This window comes from Pseudomonas sp. FP2309, from assembly GCF_030687575.1.
Taxonomy (GTDB): Bacteria; Pseudomonadota; Gammaproteobacteria; order Pseudomonadales; family Pseudomonadaceae; genus Aquipseudomonas.
Genome location: NZ_CP117439.1, coordinates 922,876 through 940,295 on the forward strand (window position 1 = coordinate 922,876; position 17,420 = coordinate 940,295).

At 58.1% G+C, this 17,420-nt stretch carries 12 protein-coding genes; 6 read left to right on the forward strand and 6 right to left on the reverse strand.

The annotated features are described in order from the left end of the window. Positions 1–128: 128 nt before the first annotated feature. From PSH59_RS04090 to PSH59_RS04110, 5 genes are all read right to left on the reverse strand, one after another. On the reverse strand, positions 129–1,673 hold the full coding sequence (locus tag PSH59_RS04090; protein WP_370694413.1) for an ABC transporter substrate-binding protein: 1,545 nt from the start codon (positions 1,671–1,673) through the stop codon (positions 129–131). 364 nt (positions 1,674–2,037) lie between these two features. Beyond that, entirely contained in the window at positions 2,038–3,666 is a 1,629-nt protein-coding gene (locus tag PSH59_RS04095; RefSeq protein ID WP_305394366.1) for an ABC transporter substrate-binding protein, read from the reverse strand. 258 nt (positions 3,667–3,924) lie between these two features. Further along, a complete protein-coding gene (locus PSH59_RS04100) occupies positions 3,925–5,526 on the reverse strand; it encodes an ABC transporter substrate-binding protein (protein ID WP_248075205.1) in 1,602 nt (533 codons plus the stop codon). 97 nt (positions 5,527–5,623) lie between these two features. Further along, positions 5,624–8,530, reverse strand: coding sequence for a hypothetical protein (locus tag PSH59_RS04105; protein WP_305394367.1), 2,907 nt, complete (start codon positions 8,528–8,530; stop codon positions 5,624–5,626). A 433-nt stretch (positions 8,531–8,963) separates the two neighbouring features. Next, a complete protein-coding gene (locus PSH59_RS04110; RefSeq protein WP_305394368.1) occupies positions 8,964–9,674 on the reverse strand; it encodes an SIMPL domain-containing protein in 711 nt (236 codons plus the stop codon). Positions 9,675–9,879: 205 nt separating this feature from the next. On the opposite strand from PSH59_RS04110, the gene PSH59_RS04115 reads away from it, so the two are divergent. The 3 genes from PSH59_RS04115 (at position 9,880) to PSH59_RS04125 (ending at position 13,520) form a co-directional block, all read left to right on the forward strand. Further along, on the forward strand, positions 9,880–11,142 hold the full coding sequence (locus PSH59_RS04115) for an ATP-binding protein (protein ID WP_248075211.1): 1,263 nt from the start codon (positions 9,880–9,882) through the stop codon (positions 11,140–11,142). Continuing rightward, positions 11,135–11,695: a response regulator transcription factor gene (locus PSH59_RS04120; RefSeq protein ID WP_003171731.1), complete on the forward strand. Its 561-nt coding sequence runs from the start codon at positions 11,135–11,137 to the stop codon at positions 11,693–11,695. Before PSH59_RS04115 ends, PSH59_RS04120 begins: the two co-directional genes overlap by 8 nt. A gap of 100 nt (positions 11,696–11,795) precedes the next feature. Next, positions 11,796–13,520: an ABC transporter ATP-binding protein/permease gene (locus PSH59_RS04125; protein ID WP_305394369.1), complete on the forward strand. Its 1,725-nt coding sequence runs from the start codon at positions 11,796–11,798 to the stop codon at positions 13,518–13,520. A 96-nt stretch (positions 13,521–13,616) separates the two neighbouring features. Here the strand turns inward: PSH59_RS04125 and PSH59_RS04130 are convergent, their stop codons facing one another. Next, the gene (locus tag PSH59_RS04130) at positions 13,617–14,054 is read right to left on the reverse strand and encodes a YhcB family protein (RefSeq protein WP_032886236.1); all 438 of its coding nucleotides are present in this window, start codon (positions 14,052–14,054) and stop codon (positions 13,617–13,619) included. A 146-nt stretch (positions 14,055–14,200) separates the two neighbouring features. On the opposite strand from PSH59_RS04130, the gene PSH59_RS04135 reads away from it, so the two are divergent. The 3 genes from PSH59_RS04135 to zapE all read left to right on the forward strand — a co-directional run bounded on the left by PSH59_RS04135 (position 14,201) and on the right by zapE (position 17,384). Next, the gene (locus tag PSH59_RS04135) at positions 14,201–14,830 is read left to right on the forward strand and encodes an alpha/beta hydrolase (protein ID WP_248075215.1); all 630 of its coding nucleotides are present in this window, start codon (positions 14,201–14,203) and stop codon (positions 14,828–14,830) included. A 24-nt stretch (positions 14,831–14,854) separates the two neighbouring features. Beyond that, the gene (locus PSH59_RS04140) at positions 14,855–16,210 is read left to right on the forward strand and encodes a tryptophan--tRNA ligase (RefSeq protein ID WP_305394370.1); all 1,356 of its coding nucleotides are present in this window, start codon (positions 14,855–14,857) and stop codon (positions 16,208–16,210) included. Between the two features lie 79 nt (positions 16,211–16,289). Next, a complete protein-coding gene (zapE, locus tag PSH59_RS04145; RefSeq protein WP_248075219.1) occupies positions 16,290–17,384 on the forward strand; it encodes a cell division protein ZapE in 1,095 nt (364 codons plus the stop codon). Positions 17,385–17,420 lie beyond the last annotated feature (36 nt).

The following is a 17,420-nucleotide window of genomic DNA, read 5'->3' on the forward strand; positions in this document are numbered from 1 at the left end:
GGTGATCCGGCTATTGGGTGTGTAACTCTTTTCAAGCTATGCAAACGTTTGCCGTAGGAAAAATCCTAATAAATGGCTGCGCGTTTGCTGGAGAGCCAACGTCGCTCTCCTGCAATCCGGTTATTTTCTTATGGGTTGATACTGACGCCCGAGAACACGTTGCGGCCGAAGGGGCTGACTTTGAACCCTTCGACTTTGGTGCTTAACGGCTGGTTGACCGTCGAGTGGGCGACAGGCGTGATCGGCACTTGCTGCTTGAGCAATTGCTGCGCCTGTTTGTACAGAGCAGTCCGTTGTTCACGGTCGGTGACGACCTTGGCTTGCTTGATCAGCTTGTCGTACGCCGGGTCACACCACATGGAGTAGTTGTTCCCGCCGATGGCGTCGCAGCTGTAGAGGGTGCCCAGCCAGTTGTCCGGGTCACCGTTGTCGCCGGTCCAGCCGATGAGGCTGACGTCATGCTCACCGTTCTTGGTGCGCTTGATGTATTCGCCCCACTCGTAGCTGACGATCTTCACTTTCAGGCCGATCTTGGCCCAATCGTTCTGCAGCATTTCGGCCATCAGCTTGGCGTTGGGGTTGTACGGCCGTTGCACCGGCATCGCCCACAGGGTGATCTCGGTGCCTTCCTTGACGCCGGCAGCCTTGAGCAATTCCTTGGCTTTTTCCGGGTTATAGGCGGCGTCCTTGATGGTGTCGTCGTAGGACCACTGGGTCGGCGGCATGGCGTTGACCGCCAGTTGCCCCGCACCCTGATACACGGCGTTGAGGATGCTTTGCTTGTTCACCGCCATGTCCAGCGCCTGACGCACTTCGAGCTGGTCGAACGGTTTGTGGCGCACGTTATAGGCGATGTAGCCGAGGTTGAAGCCTGGCTTGGTCAGCAATTGCAGGTTGGGGTCGGCCTTGAGCGCGTCGACATCCGCCGGACGCGGGTGCAGGGTCACCTGGCATTCGCCGGCCTTGAGCTTTTGCACCCGCACCGACGCGTCGGTGTTGATGGCGAAAATCAGCTGATCGAGCTGCACCCGGCTCGGGTCCCAGTACTGCTTGTTGCCCACGTAACGGATCTGCGAGTCTTTTTGGTAACGCTGGAACACAAACGGACCAGTACCGATCGGCTTCTGGTTGATGTCGCTGGGCTTGCCGCTTTTAAGCAACTGCTCGGCGTATTCGGCCGACAGGATCGCCGCGAAGCTCATGGCGATGTTCTGCACGAACGCGGCGTCCACCGTGTTCAGGGTCATCACCACGGTGTAGGGGCCGGTTTTTTCGACCTTGGCGATGTTCTTGTTCAGGCTCATCCCGTTGAAGTATGGAAACTCGGTGGGGTAGGCCTTACGGAACGGATGGTCGGGGTCCAGCATGCGGTTGAAGGTGAACAGCACGTCGTCGGCGTTGAAGTCACGGGTCGGCTTGAATTCCTTGTTGCTGTGGAATTTCACCCCTTCACGCAGGTGGAAGGTGTAGGTCAGGCCGTCTTCGGAAACATCCCACTTGGTTGCCAGGCCCGGCACGACATTGGTCGCGCCTTTTTCAAACTCGACCAGGCGGTTGTACAGCGGCTCAGCCGCGTCGTTGTCGGTGGCGGTGGTGTATTGCGCGGTATCAAAACCTGCCGGGCTGCCTTCGGAGCAGAACACCAGGCTCTTCTTTTCGGCGGCTTGGCCCATCGTGGCCACGGCCAGCAGGCTGGTGCCAAAAATAGCGGATAGAACGGTGGTATGGCGCATGACGATCCCGATCCTTGTTTGTAGTTGTCATCAGTGAGCAATCCCCCCCGGCTTTCGACCATGGAGACATCACTGATCCCACGTACAGCAAGTGCCTTTCCTAAATTGGTACCTCTGCTGTCCTACGACGTTATGGGCCGTGGACGTCAGAGTAAATGCGCCAAATTAGATTGATCCTGTAGGCAAAGGAGCCATGCATCGCAGTTCGTTGCTGTAGGAAGCAGCGACTTCGAGCGTGGTCCGTTTCCCAAGGTCAGGCGGATGTAATAACGGCGACGTTGGGAAACGTCGCCGCCATTGATCCTTACTTGCCGCTTACGCTCACGCCGTAGAAGGAGTTCAGGCCAAACGGGCTGATCTTGAAGTCCTGCACGGTGTTGCGCATGGGTTGATACACCGTCGAGTGCGCGATAGGTGTCATCGGGACTGCATCTTTGAGGATATGTTGCGCCTGCTTGTACAGCTCGGTGCGTTTGGCGACATCCGAAGTGGCCTTGGCTTCTTTCACGATGCCGTCGAATTTCTTGTCACACCACTTGGAGAAGTTGTTGCCGTTCAGCGAATCGCAACCGAACAGCACGTTCAGCCAGTTGTCCGGGTCACCATTGTCGCCGCTCCAGCCAATGATCATGGCCTGGTTCTCGCCGCCTTTGGAGCGCTTGATGTACTCGCCCCACTCGTAGCTGGTGATCTTGACCTTCAGACCGATCTTGGACCAGTCGTTCTGCAGCATCTCAGCCATCAGCTTGGCGTTCGGGTTATACGGACGTTGGACCGGCATGGCCCACAGAACGATCTCGGTGCCTTCCTTCACGCCGGCTTCCTTGAGCAGTGCCTTGGCTTTTTCAGGATCGTACTTGGCGTCCTTGATGGTGGTGTCGTAGGACCATTGGGTCGGCGGCATGGCATTGACGGCCAGTTGGCCCGCGCCCTGGTACACGGAATCGATGATCTGCTGCTTGTTCACCGCCATGTCCAACGCTTGGCGAACGCGCAGGTCAGCCAGTGGGTTGGGCTTGTCGTCGCCTTTGACTTGGTCCATCACGTTGTAAGCCACATAACCCAGGTTGAAACCGGCTTGGTGCGGCAGCTTCAGGTCCTTGTCTTCACCCAGTGCTTTCAGGTCGGCCGGACGTGGGAACAGGGTGATCTGGCATTCGTTTTTCTTCAGCTTCTGGATACGCACCGACGGGTCGGTGGTGATAGCGAAGATCAGGTTGTCGATCTTGACGTCTTCAGGTTTCCAGTAGTCCTTGTTGCCGGTGTAACGAATGTTGGAATCTTTCTGGTAGCTCTTGAACACGAACGGACCAGTGCCGATCGGCTTCTGGTTGATGTCTTGCGGCGTACCGTTTTTCAGAAGCTGGGCGGCATATTCGGCCGATTGGATCGACGCGAAGCTCATGGCCAGGTTCTGGATGAAAGCGGCGTCCACGGTGCCAAGGGTGAACTTGACGGTGTGGGCATCGACCTTCTCGATGTTCTTGATGTTGGTGTCCATCCCCATGTCCGTGAAGTACGGGAACTCGGTGGGGTAGGCCTTACGGAAAGGATCGTCTTTATTGATCATCCGATTGAAGGTGAACAGTACGTCGTCAGCCGAGAATTCACGAGTTGGCTTGAAGTACGGGGTGGTGTGGAACTTGACGCCTTCGCGCAGGTGGAAGGTGTAGGTCAGGCCATCCGGGGACACGTCCCAGCTGGTGGCCAGGCCAGGAACAACGGCGGTGCCGCCACGTTCGAACTGGCTCAGACGGTTGAACATGGTTTCGGCCGAGGCATCGAAGTCTGTTCCGGTGGTGTACTGGCCTGGATCAAAACCGGCCGGGCTCCCTTCGGAGCAGAACACCAGGTTAGTTGCCGCCAGGGCTACGGGGGCTGCGGCCATAAGGCCAGCGCTCACTAATAACGGAAGGACTGCGTGTTTAAGCATGTTGGCCTCATGATTTGTTGTCATTTTTGGTGGTGAGGGCGACCTCGTGAGTCGGCCTGCGGATACTTATGCAGGCGCCATACCCATTGCAAGACGCTGAACCGTTGCAAGGCTCAAAGAGTGGTACGAACGTACACGAATGTCGCAATTATGAAAGTTTCGACATAATTGCGCATATTTTGAGGGTTTTTTCGGTGCAATTGGCGCACCAAAAAAGCCCAACCGAAGCGTCTGGCGCACTCGGTTGGGGCGTTCCTGTTACTTATCCAGACTCACGCCATAGAACGGCGTCAGACCAAACGGGCTGATCTTGAAATCCCGCACTTCCTTGCGCATGGGCTGGAAAACCGTCGAGTTCGCAATAGGCGTTATAGGCACTTGTTCCTTAAGGATTTTTTGCGCCTGTTGATACCACTTGATGCGCTGTTCGCGGTCGCTGCTGACCTTGGCCTGCAGCACCAACTTGTCGTAGGCCGGGTTACACCATTTGGCGTAGTTACTGCCCTTGACCGCAGCACAACTGTAGAGCACGCCGAGCCAGTTATCCGGGTCACCGTTATCGCCGGTCCAGCCGTAAATCATGGCGTCGTGCTCGCCATTTTTGGCGCGCTTGATGTATTCGCCCCATTCATAGCTGACGATGTTGGCCTTGATGCCGACCTTTTCCCAGTCCTGCTGGATCATCTGGGCCGACATGCGCGCATTGGGGTTCGACGCGCGTTGTACGGTCATCGCCCACAGGTTGATGGTCGTGCCCGGTGCAACCCCTGCTTCTTTTAGTAGCGCCCGCGCCTTGGTCGGATCGTAAGGGGCATCTTTGATATTCGGGTCATAAGACCACTGCGCCGGCGGCAGGGCGTTCTGCGCCAATTGCCCGGCGCTCTGGTACACGGCCTTGATGATCGCGGGCTTGTCGATGGCCATGTCCAGGGCCTGGCGCACCTTGAGCTGGTCCAGCGGCGGGTGGGTCACGTTGTAGGCCAGGAAGCCCAGGTTGAACCCCGCTTGCTGCAATACGCGCAGGTTGGGATCTTGTTTCATCACTTCGATATCGGCGGGGCGCGGGTAGCCGCTGACCTGGCATTCGCCGGCCTTGAGTTTTTGCAGGCGCGACGCGGCATCCGGGGTGATGGCGAAGATCAGGTTGTCGAGCTTCACGTCCTCGGGGTTCCAATATTGTTTATTGGCCGCGTAACGAATCTGCGAGTCCTTCTGGTAGCGCTTGAAAACAAACGGCCCGGTGCCCACCGGCTTTTGGTTGATATCTTCTGCCTTGCCCTCCTTGAGCAACAGCGCGGCGTATTCGGCGGACTGGATCGAGGCGAAGCTCATGGCCAGGTTCTGCACGAACGAGGCATCGACGTTGTTCAGGTTGAAGCGCACGGTGTGATCGTCGAGTTTTTCGACGCTTTTGATCGTGGTGTTCAAGCCCATGTCGGTGAAGTAGGGCGACTCGGACGGGTACGCCTTGCGGAACGGGCTTTCAGCGTCCAACAGGCGGTTGAAGGTGAACAGCACGTCATCGGCATTAAAATCGCGGGTCGGCGTGAAGAAGTCGGTGGTGTGAAAGACAACGCCATCGCGCAAATGGAAGGTATACGTCAGGCCATCCTGCGACACTTCCCAACGGGTCGCCAGGCCGGGCTCGACTTCGGTACTGCCGCGCTTGAACTGTGTGAGGCGGTTGAAGACGGTTTCGGCGGAGGCATCAAAGTCGGTGCCGCTGGTGTACTGGCTGGGGTCGAAGCCGGCGGGGCTGGCCTCGGAGCAATAGACCAGGGTGCTGGCCGCCTGGGCCATCGGCATAACGGCCAGCAGACCGGCGGCGAGGAGGAGTGGTTTTAAGACGATTCTTTCCATGGAGACCCCTGAAGTGGCAGGTATATCGACGCTGCCCAAACGAAAACGGCGGTCACCGAGGTTACCGCCGTTACGTCTTATCAGAAAGGCGCCGGTGTTATTTCACATCCACGACATTCGACGCGGTCATGGTGAAGGGGGCCTTGTTACTGATGATGTAAGGGTTGGCCTCGTCGTTCAGGGCGTTGCCTTCACCAATCTGGAAGGTGCGTTGCGCGTTGACTTCCATGTTGGGTATTTCAGTGGCGTCCTTGTCCAGATTGAGCAGTGTCATTTTGGCGTCAAATTCAACCTGCGCAGTGTGAGTGTCGGGATCATAGGTAATGACGTAATGGGTGTCCTTGCCCTTGAAGCCCACATGTTCCTGCAATTGGTTCATTTTCAACTCGACCGACGTCGGCGCGACACTGCCCTGATGAGCCACTTCGGAGATGCGCGAGCGCAAGAGCGGGTCGGGAATGGCGTCTTCGAACTGCTTGAGGCGCTTGCTCAGCGTCTCACCCTCTGCGTCTCCTGAGGCATTCAACTCCAGCGTTGTGTACCCGTCAGGTTGTTTTACGCGGACGGTATAGCGATCACGGTTTAAGTCCTTTAGGAAATTCTGCGAGTAGGGCGTTGTACTGTGCTCATTCGTCTGTGCCTTTTCACTGGGATAAACCTCGAAGTTGTCTTCCTGAACGGTCCAGGACACATTGAGTTTGCGCTTAAGGACGTTCCCCTCTTCGAAGTTGTTGACCGATTGCTGGTAAGCCGTATTGCTGTTGTAGTTAAACACTTCATCAAAACTGGCGGCGCCGCTTGCTGTGGGATCACCCAGCGCATCGAAGCCATCTGAAAACTTTGGCGGTATCTTGGTGGCCTCCGTGGGAGGGGCCGACGGAGCACGATTCCAAGGCCAGCCACCCTGAACCTTGCCGCTGGACCATTGCCCTTCGCCGTTGGCATACACGGTCAGCACGGGCTTTCTGGTGTGGGGATCAATGATCTGGACATGGTTATCGCTAAGTTTGAAATCACTTCTGATTTCATACACTTTTTTCACACCCGTATCGTCGACATATCGGATAAACCAGCGTTTTTCGCCCTTGGCCTGATAAATGCCTTTGCTGTTGGGCGTCGCGTGCTCAATGAGCTTCTCACCGTTGCGCACCGCATGTTTGCTGATATCCCCTGCCTGGCTGGGGCGCAACCGGTTGCCACCAGGTTGTTGCGGCTGGACTTCATTCTGAAGGTCGTCGCTCGACGTTAACTTAGAGTTAGCCGCATTCCCTTTGTTTTTCCATCCGTCCGCCTCATCGGGCTTGGCGATGATGCCGCTATTGGCCGGGGTTTCTTCTGGCGTAAGGGAACCGTTCTCCGGGATATATGAAAAATCGGGTGATCGCACCAACTCAAAGTCGTTGGTCTCGACGTTGAGTCGCCAGCTGTAATTCTTGGTAATAGGAGAAGGGTCGGAAAATTCACCGAGACCGCCTTCTGCCCCGAGCGTCGCCAATTCATGCGCCAATTGCAGGCCCGATATAACTGCTGCGGCATTGCCTCCAATACGATCCTGAGCGGTTTTGCCATAGAGTCCGTCATGCACGCCGAAGACAATATTACCGACGTTGCCCACGACAGGAAGGTAACCGAAGGTATCGCCCCAGAGCGCTTTCGCCTTCTTCCAGCTTTGCTGTGAAGAGCCAAATACTTGGGTTTGGTCGTTCCATGCCGAATTGTTGACGTTCAGCTCTTGGTATTGCACGGCAATACCGTCATTAAGATTGCCGTACTTGAGACGATAACCGCTCGCCCGCGACCGCGTGTAGTTGAATGTTTGGCGAACCGGTATGGCCTGGTCCTTGAGGAAGTTTTGATAGCCCGGATAACTGGCCCGATTGCCGTCAATCAAACTATCGAGCACTTCGCCGGTCTTGGGCCAATGTGCATCCGAGCCGCCTTGTCTGTTACTCGCGTTGAAGCGTTTTTGCAGGGTGTCGCGATTGGCTTTCGCCCACTCGGCGAACTCATCGTCCCCTCTTATTTCATGGACGGTGCCGTTCTTTAAATCGATCATCAGACCCTTATTAGGTCTGTTGTGATAATCACCTTCATAGGGGGTGTAAGGAATAAATGCGTACCCTTCCAGGGGGTAGCCATAAACGTTCGGGATGATAACTTGCCCATTGTGCTCAAGCGTACGCTTGATCGCTGTTTGGGCGTCGGGACTTAATAGTTTGAAGCTGTCGCTGTCCTTGGACAGGTTCTGCAAGATGCCCTTCAGTACATAGGCATCCGCTTTCCCCGAGCGCTTCGCCAGTGCTCCGGAAGCGTGCCGCATCGGTCCGGCTATTTCTTTTTCCCAATGATCTTGTAGCTTTTTGCCGACGGACTCCAGATTATTGATTTTGCCCCGGTCCTTTGACTCAATTTCCATTTCCTGGAAGTTGATCGGCCCCCCACGTTCGACTTTATCGTGTTCGAGAGCGCCCGCCGCAATCTCCCACGCGCAGTAGGTGCGCTTCTGGCTGTCGGTCAATACCTCGGGTTTGCCCTTGCCTGTATATGAACTGAACGTGACCGTGAACTTCTCGTGCGGATCGTATCCCGCGGACAATAAGCCGCCACTGAAGTACCCAGCGGGTTCCATGAACAGGCGCACGCGCTGGAATTTAATGTTTCGTTCGCCTTCGCTTCCATTTTCTATTTGCCCGATCTGCGTCTTTACGCGATTGGCATAGGCGTCGATGCGCTGTGCTCGCTCCGTAAGCGTGTAGTTCGGGTCTGGCAGAGAAGCGGTCGCTGACCCATAAATGGTAGTCGTCAGGGCGTCACGTTCAGGATCTGCGAAAGTGCCTGCAGCCGGCTTTTGTCCAAGCGCTATATTTTTTGACTCTGCGTCGCTCTCCTCTCCTGGCCATTTGTTTTGTGGGGAAGATGAAGCACTGATCGAACGAGCGTGACGAGTGTGAACGGAAGGTGGGGGGGTTAACGAGGGCGAATGAAGAGGAGCATTGATATTCATGATCGACTCGATGTTGACGTGGAGTTCAAAAAATTATTCGTCTTTCCAAACGCATGGGCCGCTTTACAGCAAATCAATTACGCGGGGGCGTAATGAAGCGAGGCGTGCGGTTGACGCCTTTATGGGGTGCGAAAGTAGGTGGTTCTATAAGGTTTGGCAGTTCCCGTTCAATGTGCGCGTCTCGGTGCGAGATGCCGGTATTAGACGAGGGCTTACCGTGTTTTGGAAAAAGCCTACGTGAGGACGCTCGCCCCCTTATCGCGGCTCCGGATTTACCTGCTTAGTTATGGCTATGAGCAGGTTGACGGCGTGACGTGTCAGCATGTCGCCTTCCGATTGCTCCTGCCTCGACTCGGCCACTCGGCGGGTCTGTGTCGCAAAAAAAACGGCGCATGCCTTTGCAGGCCGCGCCGTTTCGTGTGCGTCGAGAGGCTTATTGCAGCACTTCAATCACCCCGTCGGCACTCATGCTGACTTGGCTGGTACCGGCCTCGACTTCCGGCGCCGGCGCTGAATCCATCATGGCGGCTTTCATCATCATCCCGCCACGGGCGTACGGTTGCGGATAACCGTTGGTGTTGAAGTTCAAGTTGACGATCTTGTAGCCCTTGCCGCCCAGCGCATCGGTGGCCAGTTGCGCACGGGCTTTGAATGCAGCGACGGCGTCCTTGAGCAGGGCATCTTCGCTGGCCTTGCGCGTGGTGTCGGCGATGGCAAAGTCCATGTTTTCCATTTTCAGGGTGTTGAGCAGTTCGCCGGTGAGTTTGGAAAGCGCCGGGAAGTCCGCGCTTTCGAGGCGCAGTTCGGCACGTTCGCGCCAGCCGGTGATCTTCTGGTTCTTGTCATCGTAGATCGGGTAGCTGTTACGGCTGCCCTGGCGAAGGGTGACATCCTTGACTTCACGGGCCTGGCCCAGGGCCTTGTTCATGGTGGTGGTGATTTCCGCGGCAAGCTTGGCCGGGTCGCTGTTTTGGGACTCGGTGTAAAGGGTGACGATCATCTTGTCGCGGGCCACTTCCTGGCTGACTTCGGCGCGCAGGGAGATCTGGTTGTAATGCAGTTCGTCGGCGGCAAGTGCCGGAAGGCTGGCCAGGGCGCCGACGCCGAGGGTGATGATGGCTGCGCTGCGAGTGAAACGAGACATGGAAGCTCCTTGGGGTTGTGCGTATCGGTATGACTGTAGACGGTGGTGTCAGGTTCTTCGGGTTTACACATCACCTACAAAGTGTGCTGGCGCCGACGGACGGTCATTTACCCGGCCTGCGGCAAAGAGCCACACGCGCCGTGCCGGCCGGCCTGCTTCGTTTATACTCCTGCCGATCTGCTAGCAGCGCCCACCGGGAGAGCTCATGCTCGCCGCCGTAAAACTGACTTCCGCCACCCGCCAGAACCTCTGGCGCCTGACGTTCATTCGCACCCTGGTACTGGCCGCACAGGCGGGTTCAGTCGGGCTTGCCTATTGGTTCGACCTGCTGCCGCTGCCCTGGCTGCAACTGGGTGTGACCCTGGGTTTTTCCATCGTGTTGTGCGCGTTTACTGCGATCCGCTTGCGCACCACGTGGCCGGTGACCGAACTGGAGTACGCCCTGCAATTGGCGTGCGACCTGTTTATCCACAGTGTGTTGTTGTATTTCTCGGGTGGTTCCACCAACCCGTTCGTTTCTTATTATCTGGTGCCCCTGACCATTGCTGCGGTGACATTGCCGTGGCGCTACTCGGTGGTGCTGTCGGGCATCGCCCTGACCCTCTACACCCTGTTGCTGGCGCAGTTCTATCCATTGCAAACCTTCCCCATCGCCCGGGAAAACCTGCAGATCTATGGAATGTGGCTGAGCTTCGCGCTGTCTGCTGCGGTGATCACCTTCTTCGCCGCGCGCATGGCTGAAGAACTGCGTCGCCAGGAAGAATTGCGCGCCATTCGCCGCGAAGAGGGCCTGCGTGACCAGCAATTGCTGGCCGTCGCGACCCAGGCCGCTGGTGCCGCCCATGAGTTGGGCACACCGCTGGCCACCATGAGTGTTTTGCTCAACGAAATGACGCAGGACCACCACGACCCTGCACTGCAAGAGGATCTCGGCGTACTGCGCGAGCAGGTCAAGCAGTGCAAGCAGACCTTGCAGCAACTGGTGCGCGCCGCCGAAGCCAATCGCCGCCTGGCGGTCGAGATGCAGGACGTCACCCAGTGGCTCGACGAGGCCTTGAACCGTTGGCACCTGATGCGCCCCGAAGCCAGCTACCGTTTTCATCTGCTGGGGCAGGGCAGCGTACCGCGCATGGCGCCGCCACCGGACCTGACCCAGGCGTTGCTCAACCTGCTGAACAATGCCGCCGACGCCTGCCCCGAGGGCTTGGGCGTACAGCTGGATTGGGATCTGGAACACGTGACCATCAGCATTCGTGACCACGGCGCGGGCGTGCCGCTGGCCATTGCCGAGCAGATCGGTAAACCCTTCTTTACCACCAAGGGCAAAGGCTTCGGCCTCGGCCTGTTTTTGAGCAAGGCCAGCGTGACCCGCGCGGGCGGCTCAGTGAAGCTCTATAGTCACGAGGAAGGCGGCACGCTCACCGAGCTGCGCCTGCCCCGTGTCGCACGAGGAGATATCGATGAGTGACGAGATCCAAGTCGAAGGCGAAGAACTGCCGCACCTGTTGCTGGTAGATGACGACGCCACCTTTACCCGCGTGATGGCCCGCGCCATGAGCCGTCGCGGTTTTCGCGTGAGCACCGCAGGTTCGGCCGAGGAAGGCCTGACCATCGCCCAGGCCGACCTGCCGGACTACGCCGCGCTCGACCTGAAAATGGATGGCGACTCCGGCCTGGTGCTGCTGCCCAAGCTGTTGGAGCTGGACCCGGAAATGCGCGTGGTCATCCTCACTGGATACTCCAGCATCGCCACTGCCGTCGAGGCCATCAAGCGCGGCGCCTGCAACTACCTGTGCAAGCCGGCGGACGCCGACGACGTGCTGGCTGCGTTACTCTCCGAGCATGCCGACCTCGACACCCTGGTGCCGGAAAATCCAATGTCGGTCGATCGCCTGCAGTGGGAGCACATCCAGCGCGTACTGACCGAGCACGAAGGCAATATCTCCGCCACCGCCCGCGCCCTGGGCATGCACCGCCGCACCCTGCAACGCAAGCTGCAGAAGCGTCCGGTACGTCGCTGAACCTAAGCTGAACAACCCGCTTCAGGCCGTACGGAGCCGTGAACCGATCCTCTATGATCGGTTCATACGCCTGTCACCTCTTCCTTACCGAGCCTGAACGATGAATCAGAACGCTGAGTACTCCGCGGTCAACGACGCGGTGCGTGGGCAATTCTTCCGTCGAACCTGGGCGATGATCACGCCCTATTGGCGCAGTGAAGAGAAGGGCAAGGCCTGGTTGCTGCTGATCGCCGTGATCGGTCTGTCGCTGTTCAGCGTGGCGATTTCGGTATGGATGAACCATTGGTACAAGGATTTCTACAACGCGCTGGAGAACAAGGACACTGCGGCTTTCTGGCAGTTGATCGGCTATTTCTGCGGCATTGCGGCAGTCGCCATTCTCGGCGCGGTGTACCGCCTGTACCTGACCCAGATGCTGACCATTCGCTGGCGCGCCTGGCTCACCGAAAAGCACTTTGCGCGCTGGCTTGGACACAAGAACTACTACCATCTGGAACAGGGTGGCTACACCGATAACCCGGACCAACGGATCTCCGAAGACCTCAACAGTTTTACCTCGAGCACGTTGAGCCTGGGCCTTGGGCTGCTGCGCAATGTCGTCAGCCTGGTGTCCTTCTCCATCATTCTGTGGGGCGTGTCGGGCGGCATTGAGGTGTTCGGCATTACCATCCCCGGTTACATGTTTTGGTGTGCATTGCTCTACGCCGCAGTCGGCAGTTGGCTGACGCACCTGATCGGTCGTCGTTTGATTGGCCTGAGCAACCAGCAACAGCGTTTTGAAGCCGACCTGCGTTTCTCCATGATACGGGTGCGCGAGAATGCCGAGAGCATCGCCCTGTACAACGGCGAGCCGAATGAGCAGCAGCGTTTGACTACGCGCTTCGGCAAGGTCTGGAATAACTACTGGGACATCATGAAGGTGTCCAAGCGCCTGACGTTTTTTACCGCCGGCTACGAACAGATTGCGACCGTCTTCGCGTTCATCATCGCTGCACCTCGTTACTTTTCCGGCAAGGTCGAGTTAGGCGAACTGATGCAAATCAACTCGGCATTCGGCAATGTTCAGGGCAACTTCAGTTGGTTTATCAGCGCCTACTCGGACCTTGCCGGCTGGCGCGCGACCAGTGATCGTCTATTGAGCTTTCAGCAGGCCATGACCGAAAACGAGCAACGCCCGGTGTCCATCGATGTGAATGCACAGGGTGAGCGCCTGGTGGTGCAGGGATTGGGCTTGAACCTGGCCGATGGTCGCCACTTGCTGACGGACGCCAACATGAGCGTGGAGCCGGGTGAACGCCTGATGCTCAGTGGGCGGTCCGGCAGCGGTAAAAGCACGCTGCTTCGGGCAATGGGGCATTTGTGGCCGGCGGGGCACGGACGTATCCGCTTGCCGGCGTCACGCTACTTGTTCCTGCCACAGAAGCCGTATTTGCCGATTGGCACGCTCAAGGCCGTGTTGAGTTATCCACAGGACGACAGCGTCTACTCGGCAGAACGTTATGCACAGGTCCTGGAAAACTGCCGCTTGCCGCATCTGGTCACACGCCTGGACGAAGCCAATCACTGGCAACGTATGCTCTCACCGGGCGAGCAACAGCGCCTGGCGTTTGCCCGTGCGTTGTTGTTCGCACCGCAATGGCTGTACATGGACGAAGCCACATCGGCCATGGACGAAGAGGATGAGGCGACGCTGTATCAAGCGTTGATCGATGAATTGCCGGGGCTGAGCATCGTCAGTGTCGGGCACCGCAGCAGCCTCAAGCGCTTCCATGGGCGGCATGTGCGCATCGACGGTGGTTGGCTGCAGGAGCAACAATTGGCTTAAGGCTGCGTGCAGATCATTGGATCTTTGTTGCCAGCAGCCCAAAAAAAGCCCGGCTGATCATCGATCAGCCGGGCTTTTTGTGTCGCTTGAAAAAACTTACTTCTTCAAGCCGTAATGCTCATCCAGCATGCCAGGGGCGTTCGGCGTTTTTGGCGCGTAGTCCCGTGGTGGTTCCTGGTTTTCCCGGGGTGGGGTCAGGCGTTCGCGGGGTGTTTGCGGCGCATCGGAATGCAGCGCTGCCAGCAGGCGCTGGCGGGTGATGTCGTCGAGGGCCAGGCGGTTAGCGCCATCGGCGAGGTGATCCTGTACTTCCTGGTAGCTCTGGGTGAGCTTCTTGACCAGGTTCGCGGTGCTGTTGAAGTGGGTAACAACCTCGTTCTGATAACTGTCAAAACGTTCCTGAATGTCATCCAACTGACGCTGCGTGCGGTTAGGCGCGGCATTCGGCAGCAGGCGAGCAACCAGGAATCCGATGGCGACACCGGCAACCAGGGCAAGAGTCGGCAACAACCAAACTAAGAGCGAGTGTTCCACGAGTCCTTCCTCTATAAACGGCTTTGCTTTACGTTAACGGCTCAAACCTGCGCTGTATACCGCGATTAAGCTCGCAATGATGCCATGCACAGACTTTTAGCTAGACGAGTCGACCCTTTGAGAGGTCACGGAGTTCATCCTTGCTCATGCGTGAAACCCCCGTTTTGATCGATGGCCCGGTGGGTCAATTGGAAGCCTTGTACCTGGATCAGCCCGAGCCACGTGGCCTGGCGCTGATCTGCCACCCTAATCCGGTGCAGGGCGGGACCATGCTCAATAAAGTCGTTTCGACCCTGCAGCGCACCGCCCGCGATGCGGGTTTGATTACTTTGCGTTTCAACTACCGTGGTGTCGGTGCGAGCGCCGGTAGCCATGACATGGGCACCGGTGAAGTCGACGACGCCGAAGCGGCGGCCACCTGGCTGCGGGAAAAACACCCCGGCCTGCCCATCACCTTGCTGGGTTTTTCCTTCGGTGGCTATGTCGCCGCCAGCCTCGGTGGCCGACTGGAAGCCAAGGGCGAAAAGCTTGCGCACCTGTTCATGGTCGCCGCGGCCGTGATGCGCCTGCGCGAGACGGATGTGCTGCCCCAGGGCTGCCCATTGACGCTGATCCAGCCGGAAACCGACGAAGTGGTCGAGCCGCAACTCGTCTATGACTGGTCCGCCGCCTTGAATCGCCCCCATGAGCTGCTGAAAGTGGCAGAATGCGGGCACTTTTTTCATGGCAAGCTCACCGATCTCAAGGATCTGGTGCTGCCACGCCTCTCGAATTGATAGCAGTCTGATAAGCGATTACCCATGACGACTCGTACCCGTATCCTCACCGGCATCACCACCACCGGCACGCCGCACCTGGGCAACTACGCCGGTGCGATTCGCCCGGCGATCCTCGCCAGCCAGGACGCCAATGCCGATTCCTTCTACTTCCTGGCCGACTACCACGCCCTGATCAAGTGCGACGACCCGCAGCGCATCCAGCGCTCGCGCATGGAAATCGCCGCGACCTGGCTGGCCGGTGGCCTGGATGTGAACCGGGTGACCTTCTATCGCCAGTCCGACATCCCGGAGATCCCCGAGCTGACCTGGCTGCTGACGTGCGTGGCGGCCAAGGGCCTGCTCAACCGCGCCCACGCCTACAAGGCGTCGGTGGACAAGAACGTGGAAAACGGCGAAGACCCGGATGCGGGCATCACCATGGGCTTGTACAGCTACCCGGTGTTGATGGCAGCGGACATCCTGATGTTCAACGCGCACAAGGTGCCGGTGGGCCGCGACCAGATCCAACACGTGGAAATGGCCCGCGACATCGGCCAGCGTTTCAACCACCTGTTCGGCAACGGTAAAGAGTTCTTCACCATGCCTGAGGCGTTGATCGAAGAAAGCGTCGCCACCTTGCCGGGCCTGGACGGCCGCAAGATGTCCAAGAGCTACGACAACACCATCCCGTTGTTCACCAGCGCCAAGGACATGAAAGACGCTATCTCGCGGATCGTCACCGACTCGCGTGCGCCCGGCGAAGCCAAAGACCCGGATAACTCGCACCTGTTCACCTTGTACCAGGCGTTTGCCAGCAAGGCCCAGGAGGCGGAATTCCGTGCCGAACTGTTGCAAGGCCTGGGTTGGGGGGAGGCGAAGAACCGTCTGTTCCAACTGCTCGATGGTCAGTTGGGTGAAGCCCGTGAGCGGTACCACCAACTGATGGCACGCCCCTCGGACATGGAAGACCTGCTGTTGGTCGGTGCCAAAAAAGCCCGCGCCGTGGCCGCGCCATTCCTGGCCGAGTTGCGCGAAGCGGTGGGTCTGCGTTCGTTCGTCAACCAGGCTGCGGCGCCGCTCGCCACTAAGAAGAAAGCCGCGAAAGCCGCGCGCTTTGTGAGCTTTCGCGAAGACGACGGCAGCTTCCGCTTCCGCCTGTTGGCCGCCGATGGAGAACAACTGCTGCTGTCGCGCAACTTTGCCGATGGCAAAGCGGCAGGCGCGGTCACCAAGCAACTGCAAAACGGTGACGCGCTGGACGTTCGCGCTGACGCCCTGAGCTTCAGCGTGTGGCTGGACGGTGCGGCAGTGGCCGACAGCGCCGCGTTCGCCGACGAGGCGTCGCGCGATGCAGCCATTGCCGCTTTGCGCGTTGCGCTGACCCCACTCGAGGATTAACCCGACCAAGGGTTGATTGCCATTAACCAGGGCCGTCGTTACAGTGACGGCCCGTTTTTGTTGCCTTGCTAACGAAATTATGACGCCCCTAGAACGATATCAAGCTGATCTGAAACGCCCTGAGTTCTTCCACGACGCGGCCCAGGAAACGGCGGTGCGTCATTTGCAGCGTCTGTACGACGACCTGGTCGCGGCCTCGCAAAGCAAGCCAGGGATGCTCGGCAAGCTGTTTGGCAAGAAAGACCGCACGCCGGTTAAAGGCCTGTATTTCTGGGGCGGTGTGGGCCGTGGCAAGACCTACCTGGTCGACACTTTCTTCGAAGCGCTACCGTTCAAGGAAAAGGTCCGCACCCACTTCCACCGCTTTATGAAGCGCGTGCACGAAGAGATGAAAACCCTGCCGGGCGAGAAAAACCCGCTGACCATCATCGCCAAGCGTTTCTCCGACGAAGCACGGGTGATCTGCTTCGATGAGTTTTTCGTCTCCGACATCACCGACGCCATGATCCTTGGCACCCTGATGGAAGAACTGTTCAAGAACGGCGTGACCCTGGTTGCCACCTCGAACATCGTGCCCGACGGCTTGTACAAGGATGGCCTGCAACGTGCGCGCTTCCTGCCGGCCATCGCGCTGATCAAGCAGAACACCGAGATCGTCAACGTCGACAGCGGCGTCGACTACCGCTTGCGTCACCTTGAACAGGCGGAGTTGTTCCACTTCCCGCTGAACGAAGCGGCCCACGAAAGCCTGAAAAAGAGCTTTCGCGCGCTGACGCCGGAATGCACCCAGGCGGTGGAAAACGACAAGCTGATGATCGAGAACCGCGAGATCATCGCGTTGCGCACCTGCGATGACGTGGCCTGGTTCGAGTTCCGCCAACTGTGTGACGGCCCGCGCAGCCAGAACGATTACATCGAACTGGGCAAGATCTTCCACGCGGTGATTTTGAGCGGCGTGGAACAGATGAACGTCACCACCGACGACATCGCGCGGCGCTTTATCAACATGGTCGACGAGTTCTACGACCGTAACGTCAAGCTGATCATCTCGGCTGAGGTCGAGCTCAAGGACCTCTACACTGGCGGTCGCTTGAACTTTGAATTCCAGCGCACTCTCAGCCGTTTGCTGGAGATGCAGTCCCACGAATTCCTGTCGCGTGGGCATAAGCCTTAAGGCCGACACAATAAAAATGTGGGAGGGGGCAATCCT